Consider the following 17,219-nt stretch of genomic DNA (forward strand, 5'->3'; position numbering starts at 1 on the left):
GAATACCTATCGTTCGCCCGTTCGCCGTCGCCCGTGGCCGACGAACCGGTCACCGGGCATGCCGGCCCTTGCTGGCGACGGGCTCCTGGGCGCCGGGCCGGGCCAGCAGCGCGGCGATGCCGGTGGTGAGCGGGACGGACAGGGCCAGCGCGATGCCGCCCACACACGCCCGCACCACCTCGATGGCGACGGCGTCGCCGGTGAGCACGTCCGAGATGGACCGGCCGGCGACGCTGAACAGCAGCAGCAGGGGCAGGGCGCCACCGGCGTACGCCAGCACGAGGGTGTAGACGGTGCTGGCGATGTGGTCGCGGCCGACCCGCATCGCGGAGGAGAACACCTTCCGGCGCGAGGCCGTGGGATCGAGCGCCGCCAGCTCGAACGCCGACGCCGCCTGGGTGATGGTCACGTCGTTGAGGACACCGAGCGAACCGATGATGAAGCCGGCGAGGAGCAGGCCGGTGATGCTGACCTGCTCGAGGTACAGCTGCACGTCGGTGTTCTGTTCCTCGGACAGCCCGGTCAGGTGTGTCATCCAGATGGCGAGGTACGAGAGCAGCGCGGCGAGCAGCATCGACGCAAGGGTGCCCAGCAGGGCCGAGCTGGTGCGCAGATTCACCCCGTGCGCGAGATAGAGCACGACGTAGAGGATGATCGCGCCGCCGACCAGCGCGACGGGCACGGCGGGTTTGCCGTCGAGCAGCGCGGGGAGCATGAACACCACGAGCACCCCGAACGCGATCAGCAGGCCGATCAGGGCGCGCAGGCCCCGCCACCGGGCCACGGCCACGATGACCACGACGAACGCCGTGATGATCAGCGCGAGGGGAAGCCCGCGGGAGTAGTCGTAGAACGAGTACTGGGTGGCGCCGGACGGGTCGACCTGCCGCACCAGCCGGATCTCCTCGCCGACCTGCAAGTCCGGCTGCCCCGGTCCGGGCCCGATCTCGAGCAGGGTGCGGGTGCCCTCGTTGGGACCCGAATCGATGGTGACGATGCTGCGCTGGCACTGGTAGGCGTCGGTCGCGGGTGGGACGGGGTCGCCGGTGAACGGCCGGCCGGCCGAACTGCTCCCGCACGGGCCGATGTCCTGCTCGACGACGGTGCCGGCCTCGGTGACGACGGCTCCGCCGCCGGTGGTCTGGAACGGGGCCGGGATGTCGACCGCCTGCCCGCTGGGCCACAGCGCGACGGCGCCGGCGAGCACGGCGACGCCGATCGCGACGAGGAGTCCGACGACGACCTTGGCGGCGGTGGGGCCGACCGGGATCGGCCCGGAGAAGTGGCCGTGTCCGTGTCCGTGTCCGTGGCCGGGGGGCTCTGCGCGAGTCACCGCATCAGGGTAACGACGAGATCGCGGCGAGGTCGCATCGCAGAAGCCCGGTCGCATCCGGGGGACAAGGGCTGGTGGTGGCGGGGAGCAGGGGGGGTGTCCCCGCCACCGTCGACCTGATCTCGCACAGGGGGGATGGCGATGATCAGGGAGCCCAGCACGCTGAGGTGCCGTAGACAAACGTAATGGTTCTGTCGGGCCCGGGGGTAGTGCCTACTGTGTGTCGGTCCTCACCGGGGCCCGGCCGAACGCTCGTTTCCGGGGCCGGTCGGCGGCGCTGCCTGCGGTGATGCCGTGCGTTCGTCGCAACATATAGTTTCGACAAACGGTCGGCGTGTCGCGCATCCCGGGCGTGTCGCGATGGCGGTCACTCCTGGTGCAGGTCACTGCTTGTAGCTGGACAGGAAGTTGCCGAAGCGTTCGATGGCCACCGCCAGGTCGCGCGCCCACGGCAGCGTCACGATCCGCAGATGGTCCGGATCCGGCCAGTTGAAGCCGGTGCCCTGCACCATCAGGATCTTCTCCTGCAGCAGCAGGTCCTGGACCAGCTTCTCGTCGTCGTGGATCTCGTACACCTCCGGATCGAGGCGCGGGAAGGCGTACAGGGCGCCGCGCGGCTTGACGCAGCTGACGCCGGGAATCGAGTTCAGGCGCTCCCACGCGACGTCGCGCTGCTCGAGCAGCCGGCCACCGGGCAGGATCAGGTCCTCGATGCTCTGATGCCCGCCGAGCGCCACCTGGATCGCGTGCTGGGCCGGCACGTTGGGGCACAGGCGGGTCGAGGCGAGCAGGTCGACGCCCTCGAGGAACCCGCCGGCGTGGTCCTTCGGGCCGGTGATCGTCATCCAGCCCGACCGGTATCCGGCGACCCGGTAGGCCTTCGACAGGCCGTTGTAGGTCAGGCACAGCAGGTCGGGTGCGAGGGTGGCCAGGGAGATGTGCTTGACGTCGTCGTAGAGGATCTTGTCGTAGATCTCGTCGGCGAGCAGCAGCAGCTGGTACTTGCGGGCCAGCTGCACCAGCTGTTCGAGCACCTCGAGCGAGTACACGGCACCCGTCGGGTTGTTCGGGTTGATGACCAGCAGGGCCTTGGTCTTCTCCGTGATCTTCGACTCGATGTCCTCGATGTCGGGATTCCAGTCGTTGGACTCGTCGCACAGGTAGTGCACCGGCGTACCGCCGGCCAGGGAGGTCATCGCCGTCCACAGCGGGTAGTCCGGCGCCGGGATCAGCACCTCGTCGCCGTCGTCGAGCAGGGCCTGCATCGTCATCGTGATCAGCTCGGAGACGCCGTTGCCGAGATAGACGTCGTTGATGTCGAGCTTCGGGAAGCCCGGCACGAGCTCGTAACGGGTGACGATGGCCCGGCGCGCCGACGCGATACCCTTCGACTCCGAGTAGCCCTGGGCATTGGGCAGCGCCGCGATCATGTCCTGCACGATCGTCTCGGGCGCCTCGAATCCGAACGGCGCCGGGTTGCCGATGTTGAGCTTCAGGATGCGGTGCCCCTCCGCCTCGAGCCGCGCGGCGTGCGCGTGCACCGGCCCTCGGATCTCGTACAGCACGTTCTGCAGCTTCGCGGACTGCTCGAGCTTGCGGGTGATGCGGTGATGAAGGTGGCCCTGTTCTCCTGTACTCACGGCGTCCATGGTGCCACCCGGCCGCAACCGGGTTTCAGCCGGATTTCGCCTGCATCGCCGCGTCCACCGCGACGATCGGCCGGAAAAGTGCAATCATGACCACTTGTGACCGTTGCGTCGGGGTGACGCGCGGGTGGATTGAGGAGTCGCACGGTATGGCACAGGGAACTGTGAAGTGGTTCAACGCCGAAAAGGGTTTCGGCTTCATCGAGCAGGACGGCGGGGGACCCGACGTGTTCGTCCACTACTCGGAGATTCAGGGCTCCGGCTTCAAGTCGCTGGACGAAGGTGCCCGGGTCGAGTTCGAGATCGGGCAGGGACAGAAGGGCCCGCAGGCCCAGGGGGTCCGTCCCATCTGAGTGGGTCGTCCCGACAGTTCGACGGCGCTGCACCTTCGGTGCAGCGCCGCCGTTGTCTTCGGACCGGTCACAACTTCGTGGGTGGTTCGCCTCGTTTGTCCTACCATTCGGTAACATCCCGGCGCATTGCGGACATATGGGATGTAAGAACCGTGATGTTCGGGGGACGGGCGAGACAACCAGGGGGTTGGTGTACATGGTGGGGGCCGGTGCCGCTGGGGCGCGCTGGAAGGACCGCAAACGGTATCTGTGGCTGTGCGGGCTCGCCGTCCCGCTGAGCCCGTTCGCCGCGTGGGTGCTCGTGGAGTACCTGCGCCTCGGTGTGTTCTGGGCGTTCGGTGCGCTGTTGATCGCGGTGATCGTCCCGCTCGTCGACCGGTTCACCGGCGTCGACAAGGCCAACCCGCCGGAGGAGGCCATGTGCGACCTCGAGGAGGACCGGTACTACCGCTGGTGCACCTACCTATATCTGCCGCTGCAGTACGCGGGCCTCGTCTTCGCCTGCTGGGTGTGGACCGTCGCGCCGATGGGCTGGCCCGAGCGGCTCGCGATGGCCGCCACGGTCGGCGTGGTGGGCGGCGTCGGCATCAATGCCGCGCACGAACTCGGGCACAAGCGCACCGATCTCGAACGCCGGCTCGCCAAGATCGCCCTCGCCCAGTCGGGCTACGGGCACTTCTTCGTCGAACACAATCACGGTCACCATCTGCGCGTCGCCACCCCGGAGGACGCCGCGACGGCGCGGTTCGGCGAGACGTACTGGGAGTTCCTGCCGCGCTCGGTGTTCGGAGGGCTCCGGTCGGGCTGGCGGTACGAGCGCGAGCGCCTGGCCCGTCGCGGGCTGTCCTGGTGGAGTCCGCGCAACAACGTCCTGAACGCCTGGGCGCTGACCGTCGTGCTGTATGCCGCGCTGATCGCGGTCTTCGGGTGGTCCGTCGCGCCGTGGCTGGCGGTGCAGGCCGTGCTGGCCGTGATGTTCCTCGAGTCCGCCAACTACCTCGAGCACTACGGCCTGCTGCGCGGCACGCGTCCGAACGGCACGTACGAGCGCGTCGCGCCGCGGCACAGCTGGAACAGCGACCACAGCTGCAGCAACCTGTTCCTCTACCACCTGCAGCGGCACAGCGACCACCACGCCAACCCGCTGCGGCGCTACCAGACGCTGCGCACGATGGAGGAGGCGCCGCAGCTGCCCGCCGGCTACGCCGTCATGATCCTGCTGTCGTTCGTTCCGCCGTTGTGGCGCAGGGTGATGGACCCGCGCCTGCTCGACCACTACGACGGTGACGTCTCGCGCGTGAACCTCGATCCCAAGCGCCGCGAGGAGCTGCTTGCCCGGCACGGCTGACACCCGCGTGCCTGCACCCGCTGCAGCCGTCGAATCCGGTTATCGGGATGCGGCTTCGGGTGCACGCTCGGCTGTCCACATCCGGGCGGTTCGTCCACAGCGTTCCGACGATCGGAGCTGTCGGCGGCCGGCGGGGCGATCGCGACGGCCGCGGTGACCACGGCCGCGGCCGTGCTGGATCGGCCGAACCGATCCGGGCGCCGTGGACCCGCCGGCCTGCATACCCTGGCCCGCGGCGAACACACCGCACTGTCGGGGATTGCGCGGCGACTCGGCATGCGTACACCGCGCGAAGCCGCCCGTGCCGGCCCACAGAGCGAGTCCCAGCAACGACAACCGGCATCGATCGCAGGTTGTCCTCAGATTGTGTCGATAACCAGCAAGTGTTCGATGCCGCGGAGATCGCCGATGTTGCGGGTGACGAGTCTGGCGTTGTTCGCGTGCGCGGTGGCGGCGATGAAACTTCCTCCTGTGTCCAGGAAGACCTCGAAGGGGGGGATGTCTGCTCCGGGAAACGGCGACGCCCCCCACCCGAGCGGGTGAGGGGCGTCGCCGTGGGTGCTACCCGCGCCGGCCGGGGGCCTTGGCACCGGACCTGAAGCCCAGCGCGCCCGGCTTGGCCTGCGGCGGGGCCGGGGCCTCGGCGCCGTTGGTCGCCGGCGCCTCCGCGCCGTTGGTCGCCGGCGCCTCCGCGCCGTTGGTCGACGGCGCCTCGGGGGCCGGTGCCTTCTCCGGCGGTGCATCCGGATCGGGCGCCTCACCCGGGGGTGCGTGCGCCGGTTCCGGTGCCTCCGCAGGGGCCTCGGGCTTCTCCGCCGGAGGCTCGGGCTTCTCCGCCGGAGACTTCGGCGCGGTGGCCTTGCGGGCGCCGGGAGCCTTCGCTCCGCCCTTGAACGCCAGGCCGCCCGGCTTCGCCTTCGGTGGCTCGGGAGCCGCCGGAGCCTCCGTGACGGGTGCGTCGACGGCCGGTGCCGTGGCGGGTGCCTCGGCAGCCGGTGCCTGGGCGGCCGGTGCCTGGGCGGCCGGTGCTGCGGCGGGGGCCGTCGCGGCCGGAGCGGCCTTCTTGGCCCCCGGGGCCTTGAGTCCGCCCTTCATCTGCAGCCCGCCCGGCTTGGCCTTCGGAACCGACGGCGCGGCGGGTGCCTCGGCGGCCGGTGCCGTGGCGGGTGCCTCGGCCGACCGTGTCTCGGCGGCCGGTGCGGCCGCTGCCGAAGCCGTCTTCTTGGCGCCCGGGGCCTTGAGCCCGCCCTTCATCTGCAGCCCGCCCGGCTTGGCCTTCGGGGCCGCCGGGGCCTCGGCCGGAGCGGATTCGGCAGCGGGAGCGGCGGCAGCCGGAGCGGCCTTCTTGGCGCCCGGGGCCTTGAGTCCGCCCTTCATCTGCAGTCCGCCCGGCTTGGCGGCCGGGGCAGCGGGAGCCTCGGCTGCGGCGCCGTCGCCGGCTGCGGGAGCCTTCGCACCCGGAGCCTTCAGGCCGCCCTTCATCTGCAGGCCGCCCGGCTTCGAGCCGGGAGCCTTGGCGGCGCCCTTCATCTGCAGGCCGCCGGCCGGGGCCGTCTTGGGGGCTGCCGGGGTCGCGGCCGCCTCCTCGATCTCCTCGACGCGCTCCTTCTCCACCGTCTCGGCGGTCGCCTCCGAGGCCACGGCGGCCTTCCGGGTGCCGGCGGTCGCCGCCGGTTCCGCGACGGGCCGCTCACGCGGGATCACCTTGATGTTCTCGCTGAGCGTCGCGGGCTCGAGACGGGTGATGGAGTCGAGCATGAGCTGGGCGACGTCGACGACCTCGACGCCCTCGCCTTCGCCCTTCTCCTGACGCGCGGTGACGCCGTCGTTGAGCATGACGCGGCAGAACGGGCAGCCGGTGGCGATCTTCGACGGATTCGTCGACAGTGCCTCGTCGACGCGGTCGATGTTGATCCGCTTGCCGATCTTCTCTTCCATCCACATGCGGGCGCCACCGGCACCACAGCACATGGACCGCTCGCCGTGCCGCGGCATCTCGGTGAGCTTCGCGCCGGACGCAGCCATCAGCTCACGCGGTGCGTCGTACACCTTGTTGTGGCGGCCGAGGAAGCACGGGTCGTGGTAGGTCACGTCCTGGCTCACCGACGCCACCGGCACCAGCTTCTTCTGCCGCACCAGGCGGTTCAGCAGCTGGGTGTGGTGCACGACCTCGTAGTTCCCGCCGACCTGGGGGTACTCGTTGTTGAGCGCGTTGAAGCAGTGCGCGCAGGTGACGACGATCTTGCGCTTGGAGTCCTCGACGCCCTCGAACACCGAATTCAGGGTCTCGATGTTCTGCATCGCGAGCTGCTGGAACAGGAACTCGTTGCCCGCGCGACGGGCCGAGTCACCGGTGCAGGTCTCCTCGGCACCGAGAACCATGAACTTCACGCCGGCGGTCGCGAGCAGCTCGGCGACGGCCTTGGTGGTCTTCTTGGCCCGGTCCTCGTAGGCGCCGGCGCAGCCGACCCAGAACAGGTACTCGTAGTCGGCGAAGCTGTCCGCGTCCTGGCCGAACACCGGAACGTCGAAGTCCAGCTCGGAGATCCAGTTGAGCCGGTCCTTGGCGTTCTGGCCCCACGGGTTGCCCTTGTTCTCGAGGTTCTTGAACAGACCCGCGAGCTCGGACGGGAAGTCGGACTCGATGAGCACCTGGTAGCGGCGCATGTCGATGATGTGGTCGACGTGCTCGATGTCCACCGGGCACTGCTCGACGCAGGCACCGCAGTTGGTGCAGCTCCACAGCGTCTCCGCGTCGATGACGGGCGCGAGCTCGCCCTCGACGGTCTCGCCGACGAGCTTGCGATCGGCCTCGGCCAGCGCTGCGGCCGGGATCTTCCCCAGCTTGGCCTCGTCCGCGTTGCCCTCGGCGTCGACCAGACCGGTCTCGTCGCCGCCGAGATCCTTGCGGCCACCGGCGAGCAGGTACGGCGCCTTGGCGTAGCCGTGGTCGCGCAGCGAGGTGATGACCAGCTTGGGCGACAGCGGCTTACCGGTGTTCCAGGCCGGGCACTGCGACTGACAGCGGCCGCACTCGGTGCACGTGGTGAAGTCGAGCCAGCCCTTCCAGGAGAAGTCCTCGATCTGTCCGGCACCGAAGGTGTCGGTGTCCGGATCGGCCGTCTCCATGTCGATGGCCTTGCCCTTCGACGTCATCGGCTTCGCGGCGCCGAGGGCGACGCCACCGTCGTCCTCGCGCTTGAAGTAGATGTTGAAGAACGCGGCGAAGCGGTGCCAGGCGACACCCCACGTGATGTTGCGGCCGACGACGTACAGCCAGATCATGCCGGACATCAGCTTGACGAACGCGAAGATCGACACCATCACGGCGCTCGCCGGCAGCAGCTTGGCGAGGTTCATCGTGAAGAAGTCGGTCCACGGGTTGGCGTGGCCGTAGGTCGCGATCTTGCCGGCCTTGACGAAGATCATGCCGAGGCCCTCGATGAGGACGACGGTCTCGACGAAGTACGCGGCCCGGAAGTCGGAGCCGGCGAAGCGCGAGAGCCGCGCGGGCTTCCGCGGGTGGTTCAGCTGCCGGATGATGATCAGCGCCGTGATTCCGATCACGGTTCCGAGGCCGAGCAGTTCGTCGATCAGGTGATAGACGGCCGTGTTGCCGATCAGCGGCCAGTGGAACGCCGGGTCGAAGGTCTGGCCGTATGCCTCGAACCAGACGATCGCGCCGAGCATGAAGCCGACCATCACCAGCCAGTGGGCCCAGCCCACGGTGCGGAACTTGCTCATCCGGGTGTGTGCGACGAACTCGACGAGCATCTGCTTGAAGCGCGGGAAGAACGGCCGCCACCGATCCGGAGCCGGCTGGCCGATCCGAACGACGTTGACCATCTTCATCGCGCCACCGATGAACGAGTACCAGCACACCAGACTGAGCAGCACGCCGATCGTGCCCAACGTGATCGTCAGGGCATTCATAGGTGGCCTTTCGTGTCGGGGGCGGCAGCGGGCCGCCTGGTATAAGCCCACGCATCGTAACCCGAACTAAGTTACCAGCCGGTAGCTATAGGAAGTTACCGGCCGGTAGTCTAGTCTCGCGGTGCTGCGGCGCGGTGCTGAGCAGAGGTCGACCGCGTGGGGGGCGGCCGAATTGCCGTATCGCGCCGTAGCGTGAGTGTCCGCTCACGTTATGCGTTAAACCTTTCGACTCATTGAGTCAGGCAAACCTAACGTGCGGTAACCGGTCACGCTTCGGCATCCGTACCCGTGGGTCCGGCAACGGAGCGGCAACGGATTCGGTACATTCCGGACGCGAAGATCCGTGTGATGTCGGTTATGATGCTGCGCGAGATGTGCTTTGCGCACCTGCGATCAGGGCCTACGGTGCGCAGGGGCACATTGGTGTCAGAACTTGGGGGGCGTCCGTCGGGGGCGTGCGCCGAAGTCACAGAACGGAATCGAATGAAGTTCAGGAAGCTCGCCGCCGTCGCGGCGATGACCATCGCTGCCGTCGGCCTCACCGCCGGCACGTCCTACGCCGCTCCGGCGGTCACGGCACCGGAGAAGATCAACTACGAGACCAAGGCGGAGGGCGACTCCGTCGTCACCGTCATCGACGCCGGCTCGTTCGCCGTGTCCGGCGACGGCAAGAGCGTCGAGCTGCAGGACGGCGACGGCAACGCGGTCGTGAGCCTGCCCCTGGCCATCCAGCTCGGTGACCTGCAGCTGCCCTTCGAGCGGGAGATCAGCGAGGACGGCAAGACCCTCACCCTGACGCCGGTCGTCGACCCGTCGAAGGCGACCCCGGTCGAGCCCGAGGACAAGGTCGCTCCGGGTCTCAACCCCGTCAGCCTCAAGCTGAGCGACGTCGCGTCGCCCGAGGAGAACCTCAAGGCGCAGCAGAACTTCGCGTCCCAGCTCGGCATCGCCACCGCCGTCGGCGGCCTGACCGGCACCATCATCGGCGCCATCGTGGGCACCTTCGTCATGCCTGCCATCGGCACTGTCGCCGGTGCGGGTATCGGTGGCGTCATCGGCACCATCGTTGTCGGTGGTCCCACCCTGATCGTCGCCGGCATCGGCCTGATCAACACCCTCGCGGCGCCCCCCGGCACCACGGAGTGGGCCGAGAAGTAGTCCTCGCCCGAGCACACTGCGGCCCCGCCACCGATCCGGTGGCGGGGCCGCAGTCGTTTTCCGGGCCAGTCAGGACTGGAGCGTGATCAGCCGGAAAAGATGCACCACGATCTCGACGGCGTAGACCACTACGTCGACGCCGACCGTTGCCAGGTCTACTGACAACAGTCACTCACCTCTCGTCGAACCGCCGTCAACGGACGCCGGGATATGCAGCGGTCCGGTCGCGGAGCAGCGCTGCGCGACCGGACCTTCGGACCCACGGATCGTAATCCGGTCGGTCGGTTTCCAGACATTTCGTGCGCTGCGACACGCCGCATACAAGAAGGTCCGCCTCCCCGAATCGGGGAGGCGGACCTTTGCTGCTCTCGAGGGAGAACGACTACCAGGTGCGCACGCGCAGGCCCGGGTTCTCGGCGAGGACCGAGGAGATCGGCGTCGCGAACAACTCCGGCGACTCGCCCAGCAGGCCGCTGACCACGCCGGCGATCTCGCACATGCCGTACTGGCCGACGTTGGAGGCGCTGGAGATGCCCAGGGCCAGGGTGCCGGTGACGATCGTGCCGCCGCTGTCGCCCTGCAGGGCGCACAGGTTGGTGGAGAAGCCGTTCTCCAGCATGCGATGGCCGACCTCGACGGTCTGGCCCGCGGAGGTCACGACACCGCAGCTGTAGCCCGAGCGGACGCCGGACTTGCACGCGGGCGCGCCGACGACGGGCTCGGCGACGCCGGTGATCGGCAGCGGCGCCGCCAGCGGCACCCGCACACCGTTGTTCTCGAACCGGCTCTGGGCCTCGGCGGTGGGCCGGATCAGGGCATAGTCGCGGCCGTCCAGGCTGGTCTTCTCGAAGGTGCCGAGCTGCTGGCCGAGCTCCTCACCGAGCAGCTGGTACACCTTCGACGCGAACTGGGTGCCTGCGGAGGGCCGGTTCGGGTCGCAGTGCCCGGCGGTGATGTTGACCGGGCGGTCCGAGCCGTCGACGGCGTTGAAGCCGAGCGAGCAGCGCAGGCCCTCGCCGGCGCCGAGCGCGGCGTAGGCGTCCCCGCCGAACAGGGCCGTCGGGGCGGCCAGATCGGCGACGGGCTGCAGGTCGCCGGCGGCCGGCTCCGGGACGAGCGGCGCGGGCGCGAACAGCACCCGGGCGCCCTGCAGGAAGTCGGGCAGCTGAATCCCGGCGACGTTCTCGGTGCGCAGCACGACGTCGTTGTTCACGACGTCGATGGCGACACCACGAACCAGGTCGGCGACGGCGGGCGGCTGGGTGGCCAGCCAGTCGTTCAGTGCCTTCAGTTCGTCGCGGAGCTGCGTCTCGGTACGGTCGGTGTCCTCGACGGTGAATCCGGCGTCCTCGGCGGCCTCGCGGGCCGCGTCGTAACCCTCGCCCTCGGTCAGGCCCACCTTCGGCGTGCCGTCGCGCTCGAGCCACACGCCGGAGAACACGGCAGCGAACTGCTCCCGCGCCGTCTCGGCGAAACGGGCCAGCTCCTGGCTGCGGGCAGCATCCGTCAGGTACCGCTCCGGGCTCATCTGCAGGTCCCTGGCCAGCGCCTCCACGAGTTCGTTCGGCAGCGCCGTCGCCTCGATCGGGGCCGGGTCGGCCTGGGCGATGGCGGCGGCAGGGCCGAGCAGCATGAGCGCTGCCGAACCGTAGACCGCTGCTCGACGGGCGAAGGAGCGTCGCATGGATGCCTTCCTCGTTGATCTCCGCGACGGTGCGCGAAGATGCCGGCCCCGGGCGGGCCGGTGCTGGACTGGACGATCATATGGGGTCGGCCGCGCGAACACCCAGCCGCGCGGCGTGGCGCGGGACCGGTCAGGCCGCGGCGCCGGTGCGCACCCGCGCGCCGGTCTCGGCCTCGATGTCCCGGATCGCGATGCCCAGGCTGGAGGTGCCACCCTGCGGCGCGAGCACGAGGTTGGCCTCCACGCAGTCGGGGGCGCCGGAGCTGTTGGAACCGCTGATCACACCGAGCGCGAGGGTGCCGGTGACGATGGCGCCGCCGCTGTCGCCGGAGAGGGTGCAGGCGGTGGTCGCGAAGCCGCGGATCGTGGTGCTCGTACCGTCGGCGCGGACCAGCTGGGTCTCGATCCGGTCGGCGGCGACGATGCCGCACGTGAAGTACGACGACTGTCCGGACTTGCACACCGGGGCGCCGGCGACGGGCGCGGCGGTGCCGGTGACGGTCAGCGTCGAGCCGTTGCCGCCGCGGATCACGGGCCGGTTCAGGCCGACGTCCTCGCCCGCCTGGTCGAGGCCGATGATGCCGTAGTCCAGGGTGCTGCCCTCGCCGACGGTCGAGCGGGTGAACGCGCCGATCTTCAGGCTCTCGTCGATGTTCTCCCGGTTGGGCAGGTAGACGGTGGAGCCGCCGTCCTCGCGGGCGACCGCGTCGCAGTGGCCGGCGGTGATGTTGGCGGCCGTGCCGTCGGCGTCGACGGCGTTGAAGCCGAACGAGCAGACGCCGATGCGGTCGAGCGGCGTCGAGCGGACGTCACCGTCGGCGGTGATGTAGGTGTCGCCACCCAGCGGGCCGGGCTCGTTCGGCGGCTGGCCCGGGGTGAGCATGACCTGGACGTTGGCGATGAGCGTCGGCAGGTTCAGGGCGCGGCCGGCCGGGCTGTTGGCGATGTCGACGATCAGGCGGTTGTTGAACACGTCGATCGACGTCGAGTTCACCTGGGAGGCCAGTTCGCGGGGCAGCGCGGCGACCCACCGGTTCAGCTCGGCGAGGGACCGCTCGAGCCCGTCCGCGGACACCGGCGCGACGGTGACGTGGTAGCCGTCGTTCTCGGCCTGCCGGGCGGCGTCGGGGTTGGTGACCGCGACGACGGGCTGCCCGTCGGTGCCCAGCCATGCCCCTGCGAAGTCCTCCGGCCGTTCGGCGCGGAAGCTGCGCGCGTAGTCGGCGAGTTCCTGCGCGCGGTCGGATCGCTCGAGGTACTCGTCGGCGCTGATCTTCAGGTCGCGGCTGATGGCCTCGACGAGTTCGGCGGGCAGCTGATCTGCGGGCAGCTGCTCGGCCGGGGCGGCGTGGGCGGTCGCAGCGAGCGGCCCGGCCAGCAGCAGTGCCGACGCCGCAGCGACGACGACACGGCGGACGGTGGTACGAGCAGCGGCGCGCGACGCCGACGAGTGACGCATGGGGGCCCTTCGAGAATGGGTTGACGGGTTTCGTGCGCGGTCGTGCCGCGGAAGCGGACACAACCGTGTGACAGCGTACGGGACAGGGAGGGTCACCCTGCCGCCTCGGAACCGGTCGTGTCCGTTGGGTCCGGTTCCGTGGTTTCGGGGGGCGTCGACGTGGACGTCCCGGTCGGCGCGACGGTCGTGGTGGTCGTCGTCCGGGTGGGCCGGTCCCGTTCGCGGGTGGCCTCGCTCGTGGTCGGTTCGACCGTGGTCGACCGCGTGGTGGTGGAGGGGGCCGGTCGGGATGTCGTGGCCCGGGCCGGCGTGGTCGGCGGCGCGTCCTCGACGGTGGTGCCGGGGGTGAGCGCCACGAGCCCCGAGTCGACGGTGGCCGGTGCCGCGTCCGGGGCGGTCGTCGTCGTGGTGGTGATACCGGTCGGTGTGCCGGTGTTCGAGGGCACCTGCACCGCGCTCGACAGCGACTCGTAGGCGGCGCCCGCCTCTCGCACGGGTGTGTCCGCGGGGGCGTCCCGCAGCGAGAACACCAGGGCGCCCATCCCGACCAGCAGCGCGACGGCCGCCGCGACGGCGCCTCCGACGACGAGCCGGTTGTGCGGGGCCCGGTCCGGGCCGCCGGGCACCGCGTCCGCCTCGGTGCCGGCCGCTGCGACAGTGCCGGCCGCTGCGACAGTGCCGGCCGCTGCGACAGTGCCGGCCGCCGCGACGGGGGCTGCCTCGACGGGCGGCTCGGCGGGGGCGACGGGGTCGAGCGGGGTGCGCGCGGCGGCGCCGATGGGGACCGCCGGCATGATCCGGGTGGCGCCGAGCATGTCCGCGGAACCGGCCGCGGCGGCGAGCGCCGCGCCCCGCACCACCGTGTGCTGTGGCTGCGGCGGCAGCACACACCGCACGCCCATGCCGGCCTTCACGGTCTGCGCGACGAGTTGCGCCGCCGACGGGTCCACCGGCTCCTCGGTGCTGATCACGACGGCGTCGAGGTTGCTGACGAGCCAGCCGAACGCGCCGAGCGCGGCCGACAGCTGCGCGGGCACCGAGGGGGCGTCCCCTTCGGGATAACGGAACGAGCGGCCCGCGGCGACACCGGACCGCACGAGCGTCACCGTCGATCCGCCGGCGTCGAGGTGATAGACGGCGACGAGCCGGCCGCTCTGCTGTGCGACACGGGCCTCGAACCAGGCCGCGACGGCCTCGGCGTCGGAGATCAGGGTGACGTGCCGCAGCCCGACATAGTCGAGGGCGTTGCGCAGCACCGCCACGGTCGCCGGCGGCCATTCGGTGGGATGTGCGGCGGCGACGGTCGCCGGAGCGTCGCCGACCAGGGGAGCGGCGTCGGCGAGCAGGCATTCCATCGCGGTCGCGACGAGGTCCTCCGCGCGGGAGACGGCGCCGTCCTCGGCGCGCACCCCGGCCGGTTCGCCCACCCGGTCGACGAAGCCGGAGAAGGAACTGCATTCGCCGGCGGCACCGGGGGCACGGACGCCGAGCGTGGCCGTGCCGTCGGCGTGCAGGTGCAGACGGGTGAGGCGTTCGACCGGCTCGGGGTCGGGACGGATGCCCTCGGCGGAGGTGACGGCCACGGCGGACACGATGGTGCCGACTCTCAGGCCCACGCCTACGGACATGCAGAAATCCCCCCGTTCCCACTAGTTGCCGGGTTGTCGAACCTCGGTTCCGTGCCCGAGCGCACGGAGCATCGAGATGAGCTCCGATCGCGAGCCGGCGCCGAGCCGCCGCCGGATGCGGGCGACGTGATGTTCGACAGTCTTCGCGGAAATGTACAGGCGCGACCCTACTTCGCGGTAGGTCAGGCCGGCGACGACGAGGTCGGCGACCTCCGCCTCCCGGTCCGACAGGGGACTCGCCGCCGCCGGCGCGTCGGCGGCGGGCGCGGGCGCGGCGGTGCGCGGCGCGGCCGACGGGTGCCGCACCGCGCGCGCGACCTGGAGCAATGTCGTCGCCGTCGCCGTCTCGTCCACCCGCAGCGCGGCCTCGCCGGCCAATCGCGCCCCGTCCCACGGCAGGCCGATCGCGGCGAGCGATTCCGCGGCCGCCTGCACACGCGTGGGGCCGGCATCGCCCTGCAGCACCCGCAGCCAGGCCTGCCCGGCCCGGGCCAGGGCGGCAGCGTAGGCGGTGGTCTCCGCCGCCGACCCCAGGGCCCGGGCGTGCGGCAGCAGTTCCGCGGGCCGGTCCGCGGCGATGGCCGCCTGCACCCCGTACCAGTGCAGCGTCGCGCCCCACAGCGGCGGTTCGCCGAGGGTCGTCAGGAGATCCTGGGCCTGACCGACCAGGTGGGCGATGCGGTCGGCCTCGCCGAGCCGGACCGCGGCGAGCCACAACTCGCCGAGCGGCAGCAGGCTCAGCAGGTCCACCGAGTACTCGGCCACCACCCCCTGCGCCGCGGTCCAGGCGGCGGTCAGCGCGCCGACGTCGCCGCCGCGGCGGGCCAGGCCCACCCGCAGTCCGTGCAGGAACAGCAGGTCCCGCTGCTCGGTGGCGTGGGGGGCGAGCTCGTCGGCGGCGGATGTCGCGGCCGGCAGGTCGCCGCCGATCAGCGCTGTCCACGCCGAGAGCAGGCGGTGCCGTACGGAAGGCGCCGCGGTGGCGCGGCCCAGTACGGCGCCGGCGTGGGCGAGTTCGCCGGAGTGCAGGCACAGCAGCGCGGTGATCGCCTCCGGGGTGTCCGGCAGCAGCCGCGTCCGGTCGGCCGCCCCGTGCACCGACAGGGCCCGGGTGAGGGTGTTCATGGCGACGCGCCCGTCGCCACCGACGGACTCGCGCAGGCCCGCGGCCAGCAGCTGGGCGGCCGCCGCGGACGACGTCGGCGCTGCTGCCTCCGTGCCGAAGGCCTCCGGGCCGAACCGGGCGGCGGGGTCCGGGCGGCCCGCGGCGAGCAGCACCGTTGCGGCGATGGGCGCGTCGGCGCCGGCCCGTTCGGGGCCGAGCCACTCGTACAGATCCGCGCTGCGACCGAGCATGCCGCGGCGCGCGGCGACGGTCGCGGCGATGCGGGTGGCGGCGGCCAGCTCTCCGGCGGGCAGGGTGGCGGCCCGGTCGAGCAGACGGTCGGTGAGCTGTCCGGCGGTGGCGAGGTCGCCGGCGAGCCCGGCCGCCTCGGCGCGGCGCACGTCCAGCGCGTCGGCGTCGGCGCCGGCGCGGATCGCCGCGTCGTACAGCGGGAGGGCCTGCGCGGGCTCGGCCGCGTCGGCGAGCGTCACGAGAAGGTCGGCGAGGCGGGCGTCGGCCACCCCGGCCTCGGCGAGAGCCCGGGCGGCGTCCGCGGTCAGCAGCCCCGCGTCGAGACGCAGCGCCGCCAGCCGGTGCGCCAGCGTGCGGACGGCGTGGGTCCCGAGGACGGCGGCGGGCACCGCGGCGGCCGCGGGGATCGGGACGTCGCCGTCGACGGTGAGCAGGCCGCTGGCCCGCGCGGCGTCGACGAGTTCGCGGGCGCGGTCCGCGTCGACGCCGAGGACGGTGGCGACCTCGAGCGGGTCGAGGGTGCCGCCGAGGCCGGCGAGGACCAGTACCCGGGGCAGGTCGGGGTCTCCGCCGCCGAGGCGGTCGCGAACGCGGGCCGCGGCGGCACGGCGGGGATCGGTGCCGTCGCGCAACGCCGCGAGGGCCGCGTCGACGACGTCGCGGGCGCCGCCGGTCAGCCGGTGCACGGCGCGGATCGGTTCCGGACGCGGGGTGAGTCCGAGAGTTGCTGCGCGACCGGCGATTTCGCGTGGGCTGAGGGGGCGCAGTTCGACGAGCGCCGAGTGCGCGCCGAACGCGGACAGCAGCGCACGCAGATCGCCGCGGTGCGGCCGCGGTTCCGTCGCGACGACCACGGGCCGCTCGCCGCGCCGCACCTGCTCGGCGAGCGCGAGGACCGACTCGGCGGGCAGGGTGTGCGCGTCGTCGACCACCAGCGCCGACGACGGGGGGGAACACGGATCGGCGCCGACGGTCAGGCCCCGGCCGGCGAGCGTCTGCCGCACCGAGGACAGCAACGCGGACTTGCCGCTGCCGGCGGGACCGGTGAGCAGCAGCCGCGGCGGGGTCGCGGCGACGGCGTGCGCGATGTCGCGTGGCAGGGAGGCGGGCTGCGGCATGGGTCAGTTGCCGAGGAGTCCGCCGACGCCGTCGACGACGCCACCGACGGCACCGCCGACCCCGTCGACGACGCCGCCGACCGCGTTGCCGGTGCCGTCGAGGACCGCGCCGGCACCCTGACCGGCGCCACCGAGCGCGTCACCGACCTGCGAGCCGTAGTTCGGGGACGGCGCGGGCGTCGGCGCCGTCCCCGAACTACGG

10 protein-coding genes and 1 pseudogene are annotated in these 17,219 nt (G+C 71.5%); 3 read left to right on the forward strand and 8 right to left on the reverse strand.

Annotated features, from left to right (window positions below):
- Positions 1-49 precede the first annotated feature (49 nt).
- Together G6038_RS22905 and G6038_RS22910 are read right to left on the reverse strand one after the other, a co-directional pair.
- The gene (locus tag G6038_RS22905) at positions 50-1,390 is read right to left on the reverse strand and encodes a YibE/F family protein (protein WP_206025489.1); all 1,341 of its coding nucleotides are present in this window, start codon (positions 1,388-1,390) and stop codon (positions 50-52) included.
- 326 nt (positions 1,391-1,716) lie between these two features.
- Positions 1,717-2,982 (reverse strand): pyridoxal phosphate-dependent aminotransferase, encoded by a 1,266-nt coding sequence (locus tag G6038_RS22910; protein WP_165040044.1) that lies wholly within the window; start codon positions 2,980-2,982, stop codon positions 1,717-1,719.
- Positions 2,983-3,128: 146 nt separating this feature from the next.
- Here G6038_RS22910 and G6038_RS22915 point away from each other — a divergent pair, with 146 nt between their 5' ends.
- The gene (locus G6038_RS22915) at positions 3,129-3,332 is read left to right on the forward strand and encodes a cold-shock protein (RefSeq protein ID WP_003938894.1); all 204 of its coding nucleotides are present in this window, start codon (positions 3,129-3,131) and stop codon (positions 3,330-3,332) included.
- Positions 3,333-3,528: 196 nt separating this feature from the next.
- Positions 3,529-4,680, forward strand: a complete 1,152-nt coding sequence (locus tag G6038_RS22920; protein WP_165040045.1) for an alkane 1-monooxygenase — start codon at positions 3,529-3,531, stop codon at positions 4,678-4,680.
- A gap of 561 nt (positions 4,681-5,241) precedes the next feature.
- Here the strand turns inward: G6038_RS22920 and G6038_RS22925 are convergent.
- On the reverse strand, positions 5,242-8,613 hold the full coding sequence (locus G6038_RS22925; RefSeq protein ID WP_165040046.1) for a (Fe-S)-binding protein: 3,372 nt from the start codon (positions 8,611-8,613) through the stop codon (positions 5,242-5,244).
- A 483-nt stretch (positions 8,614-9,096) separates the two neighbouring features.
- Between G6038_RS22925 and G6038_RS22930 the strand changes: the two genes are divergently transcribed.
- Positions 9,097-9,771 (forward strand): ammonium transporter, encoded by a 675-nt coding sequence (locus tag G6038_RS22930; protein WP_165040047.1) that lies wholly within the window; start codon positions 9,097-9,099, stop codon positions 9,769-9,771.
- Between the two features lie 382 nt (positions 9,772-10,153).
- Here G6038_RS22930 and G6038_RS22935 read toward each other — a convergent pair whose 3' ends face one another.
- The 5 genes and pseudogenes from G6038_RS22935 to G6038_RS22955 all read right to left on the reverse strand — a co-directional run.
- Entirely contained in the window at positions 10,154-11,455 is a 1,302-nt protein-coding gene (locus tag G6038_RS22935; RefSeq protein ID WP_165040048.1) for a S1 family peptidase, read from the reverse strand.
- Between the two features lie 130 nt (positions 11,456-11,585).
- Positions 11,586-12,914 (reverse strand): S1 family peptidase, encoded by a 1,329-nt coding sequence (locus G6038_RS22940; protein ID WP_165040049.1) that lies wholly within the window; start codon positions 12,912-12,914, stop codon positions 11,586-11,588.
- Between the two features lie 92 nt (positions 12,915-13,006).
- A complete protein-coding gene (locus tag G6038_RS22945; RefSeq protein ID WP_165040050.1) occupies positions 13,007-14,542 on the reverse strand; it encodes a hypothetical protein in 1,536 nt (511 codons plus the stop codon).
- Between the two features lie 21 nt (positions 14,543-14,563).
- Positions 14,564-17,017 carry a LuxR C-terminal-related transcriptional regulator gene (locus tag G6038_RS22950; protein WP_165040051.1) on the reverse strand — a complete coding sequence of 818 codons (2,454 nt, stop codon included), beginning with the start codon at positions 17,015-17,017 and terminating at the stop codon, positions 14,564-14,566.
- Positions 17,018-17,020: 3 nt separating this feature from the next.
- Positions 17,021-17,219 (reverse strand): annotated as a pseudogene (locus tag G6038_RS22955) (hypothetical protein); the annotation flags it as partial.

Source organism: Rhodococcus sp. 14C212 (assembly GCF_011058195.1).
Taxonomy (GTDB): Bacteria; Actinomycetota; Actinomycetes; order Mycobacteriales; family Mycobacteriaceae; genus Rhodococcus; species Rhodococcus aetherivorans.

What these genes read in the sequence shown, in the direction of transcription:
- G6038_RS22905 (WP_206025489.1), bottom strand. Translation starts at nt 1,390, where the DNA reads ATGCGACCGGGCTTCTGCGATGCGACCTCGCCGCGATCTCGTCGTTAC.
- G6038_RS22910 (WP_165040044.1), bottom strand. Translation starts at nt 2,982, where the DNA reads ATGGACGCCGTGAGTACAGGAGAACAGGGCCACCTTCATCACCGCATC.
- G6038_RS22915 (WP_003938894.1), top strand. Translation starts at nt 3,129, where the DNA reads ATGGCACAGGGAACTGTGAAGTGGTTCAACGCCGAAAAGGGTTTCGGC.
- G6038_RS22920 (WP_165040045.1), top strand. Translation starts at nt 3,529, where the DNA reads ATGGTGGGGGCCGGTGCCGCTGGGGCGCGCTGGAAGGACCGCAAACGG.
- G6038_RS22925 (WP_165040046.1), bottom strand. Translation starts at nt 8,613, where the DNA reads ATGAATGCCCTGACGATCACGTTGGGCACGATCGGCGTGCTGCTCAGT.
- G6038_RS22930 (WP_165040047.1), top strand. Translation starts at nt 9,097, where the DNA reads ATGAAGTTCAGGAAGCTCGCCGCCGTCGCGGCGATGACCATCGCTGCC.
- G6038_RS22935 (WP_165040048.1), bottom strand. Translation starts at nt 11,455, where the DNA reads ATGCGACGCTCCTTCGCCCGTCGAGCAGCGGTCTACGGTTCGGCAGCG.
- G6038_RS22940 (WP_165040049.1), bottom strand. Translation starts at nt 12,914, where the DNA reads ATGCGTCACTCGTCGGCGTCGCGCGCCGCTGCTCGTACCACCGTCCGC.
- G6038_RS22945 (WP_165040050.1), bottom strand. Translation starts at nt 14,542, where the DNA reads ATGTCCGTAGGCGTGGGCCTGAGAGTCGGCACCATCGTGTCCGCCGTG.
- G6038_RS22950 (WP_165040051.1), bottom strand. Translation starts at nt 17,017, where the DNA reads ATGCCGCAGCCCGCCTCCCTGCCACGCGACATCGCGCACGCCGTCGCC.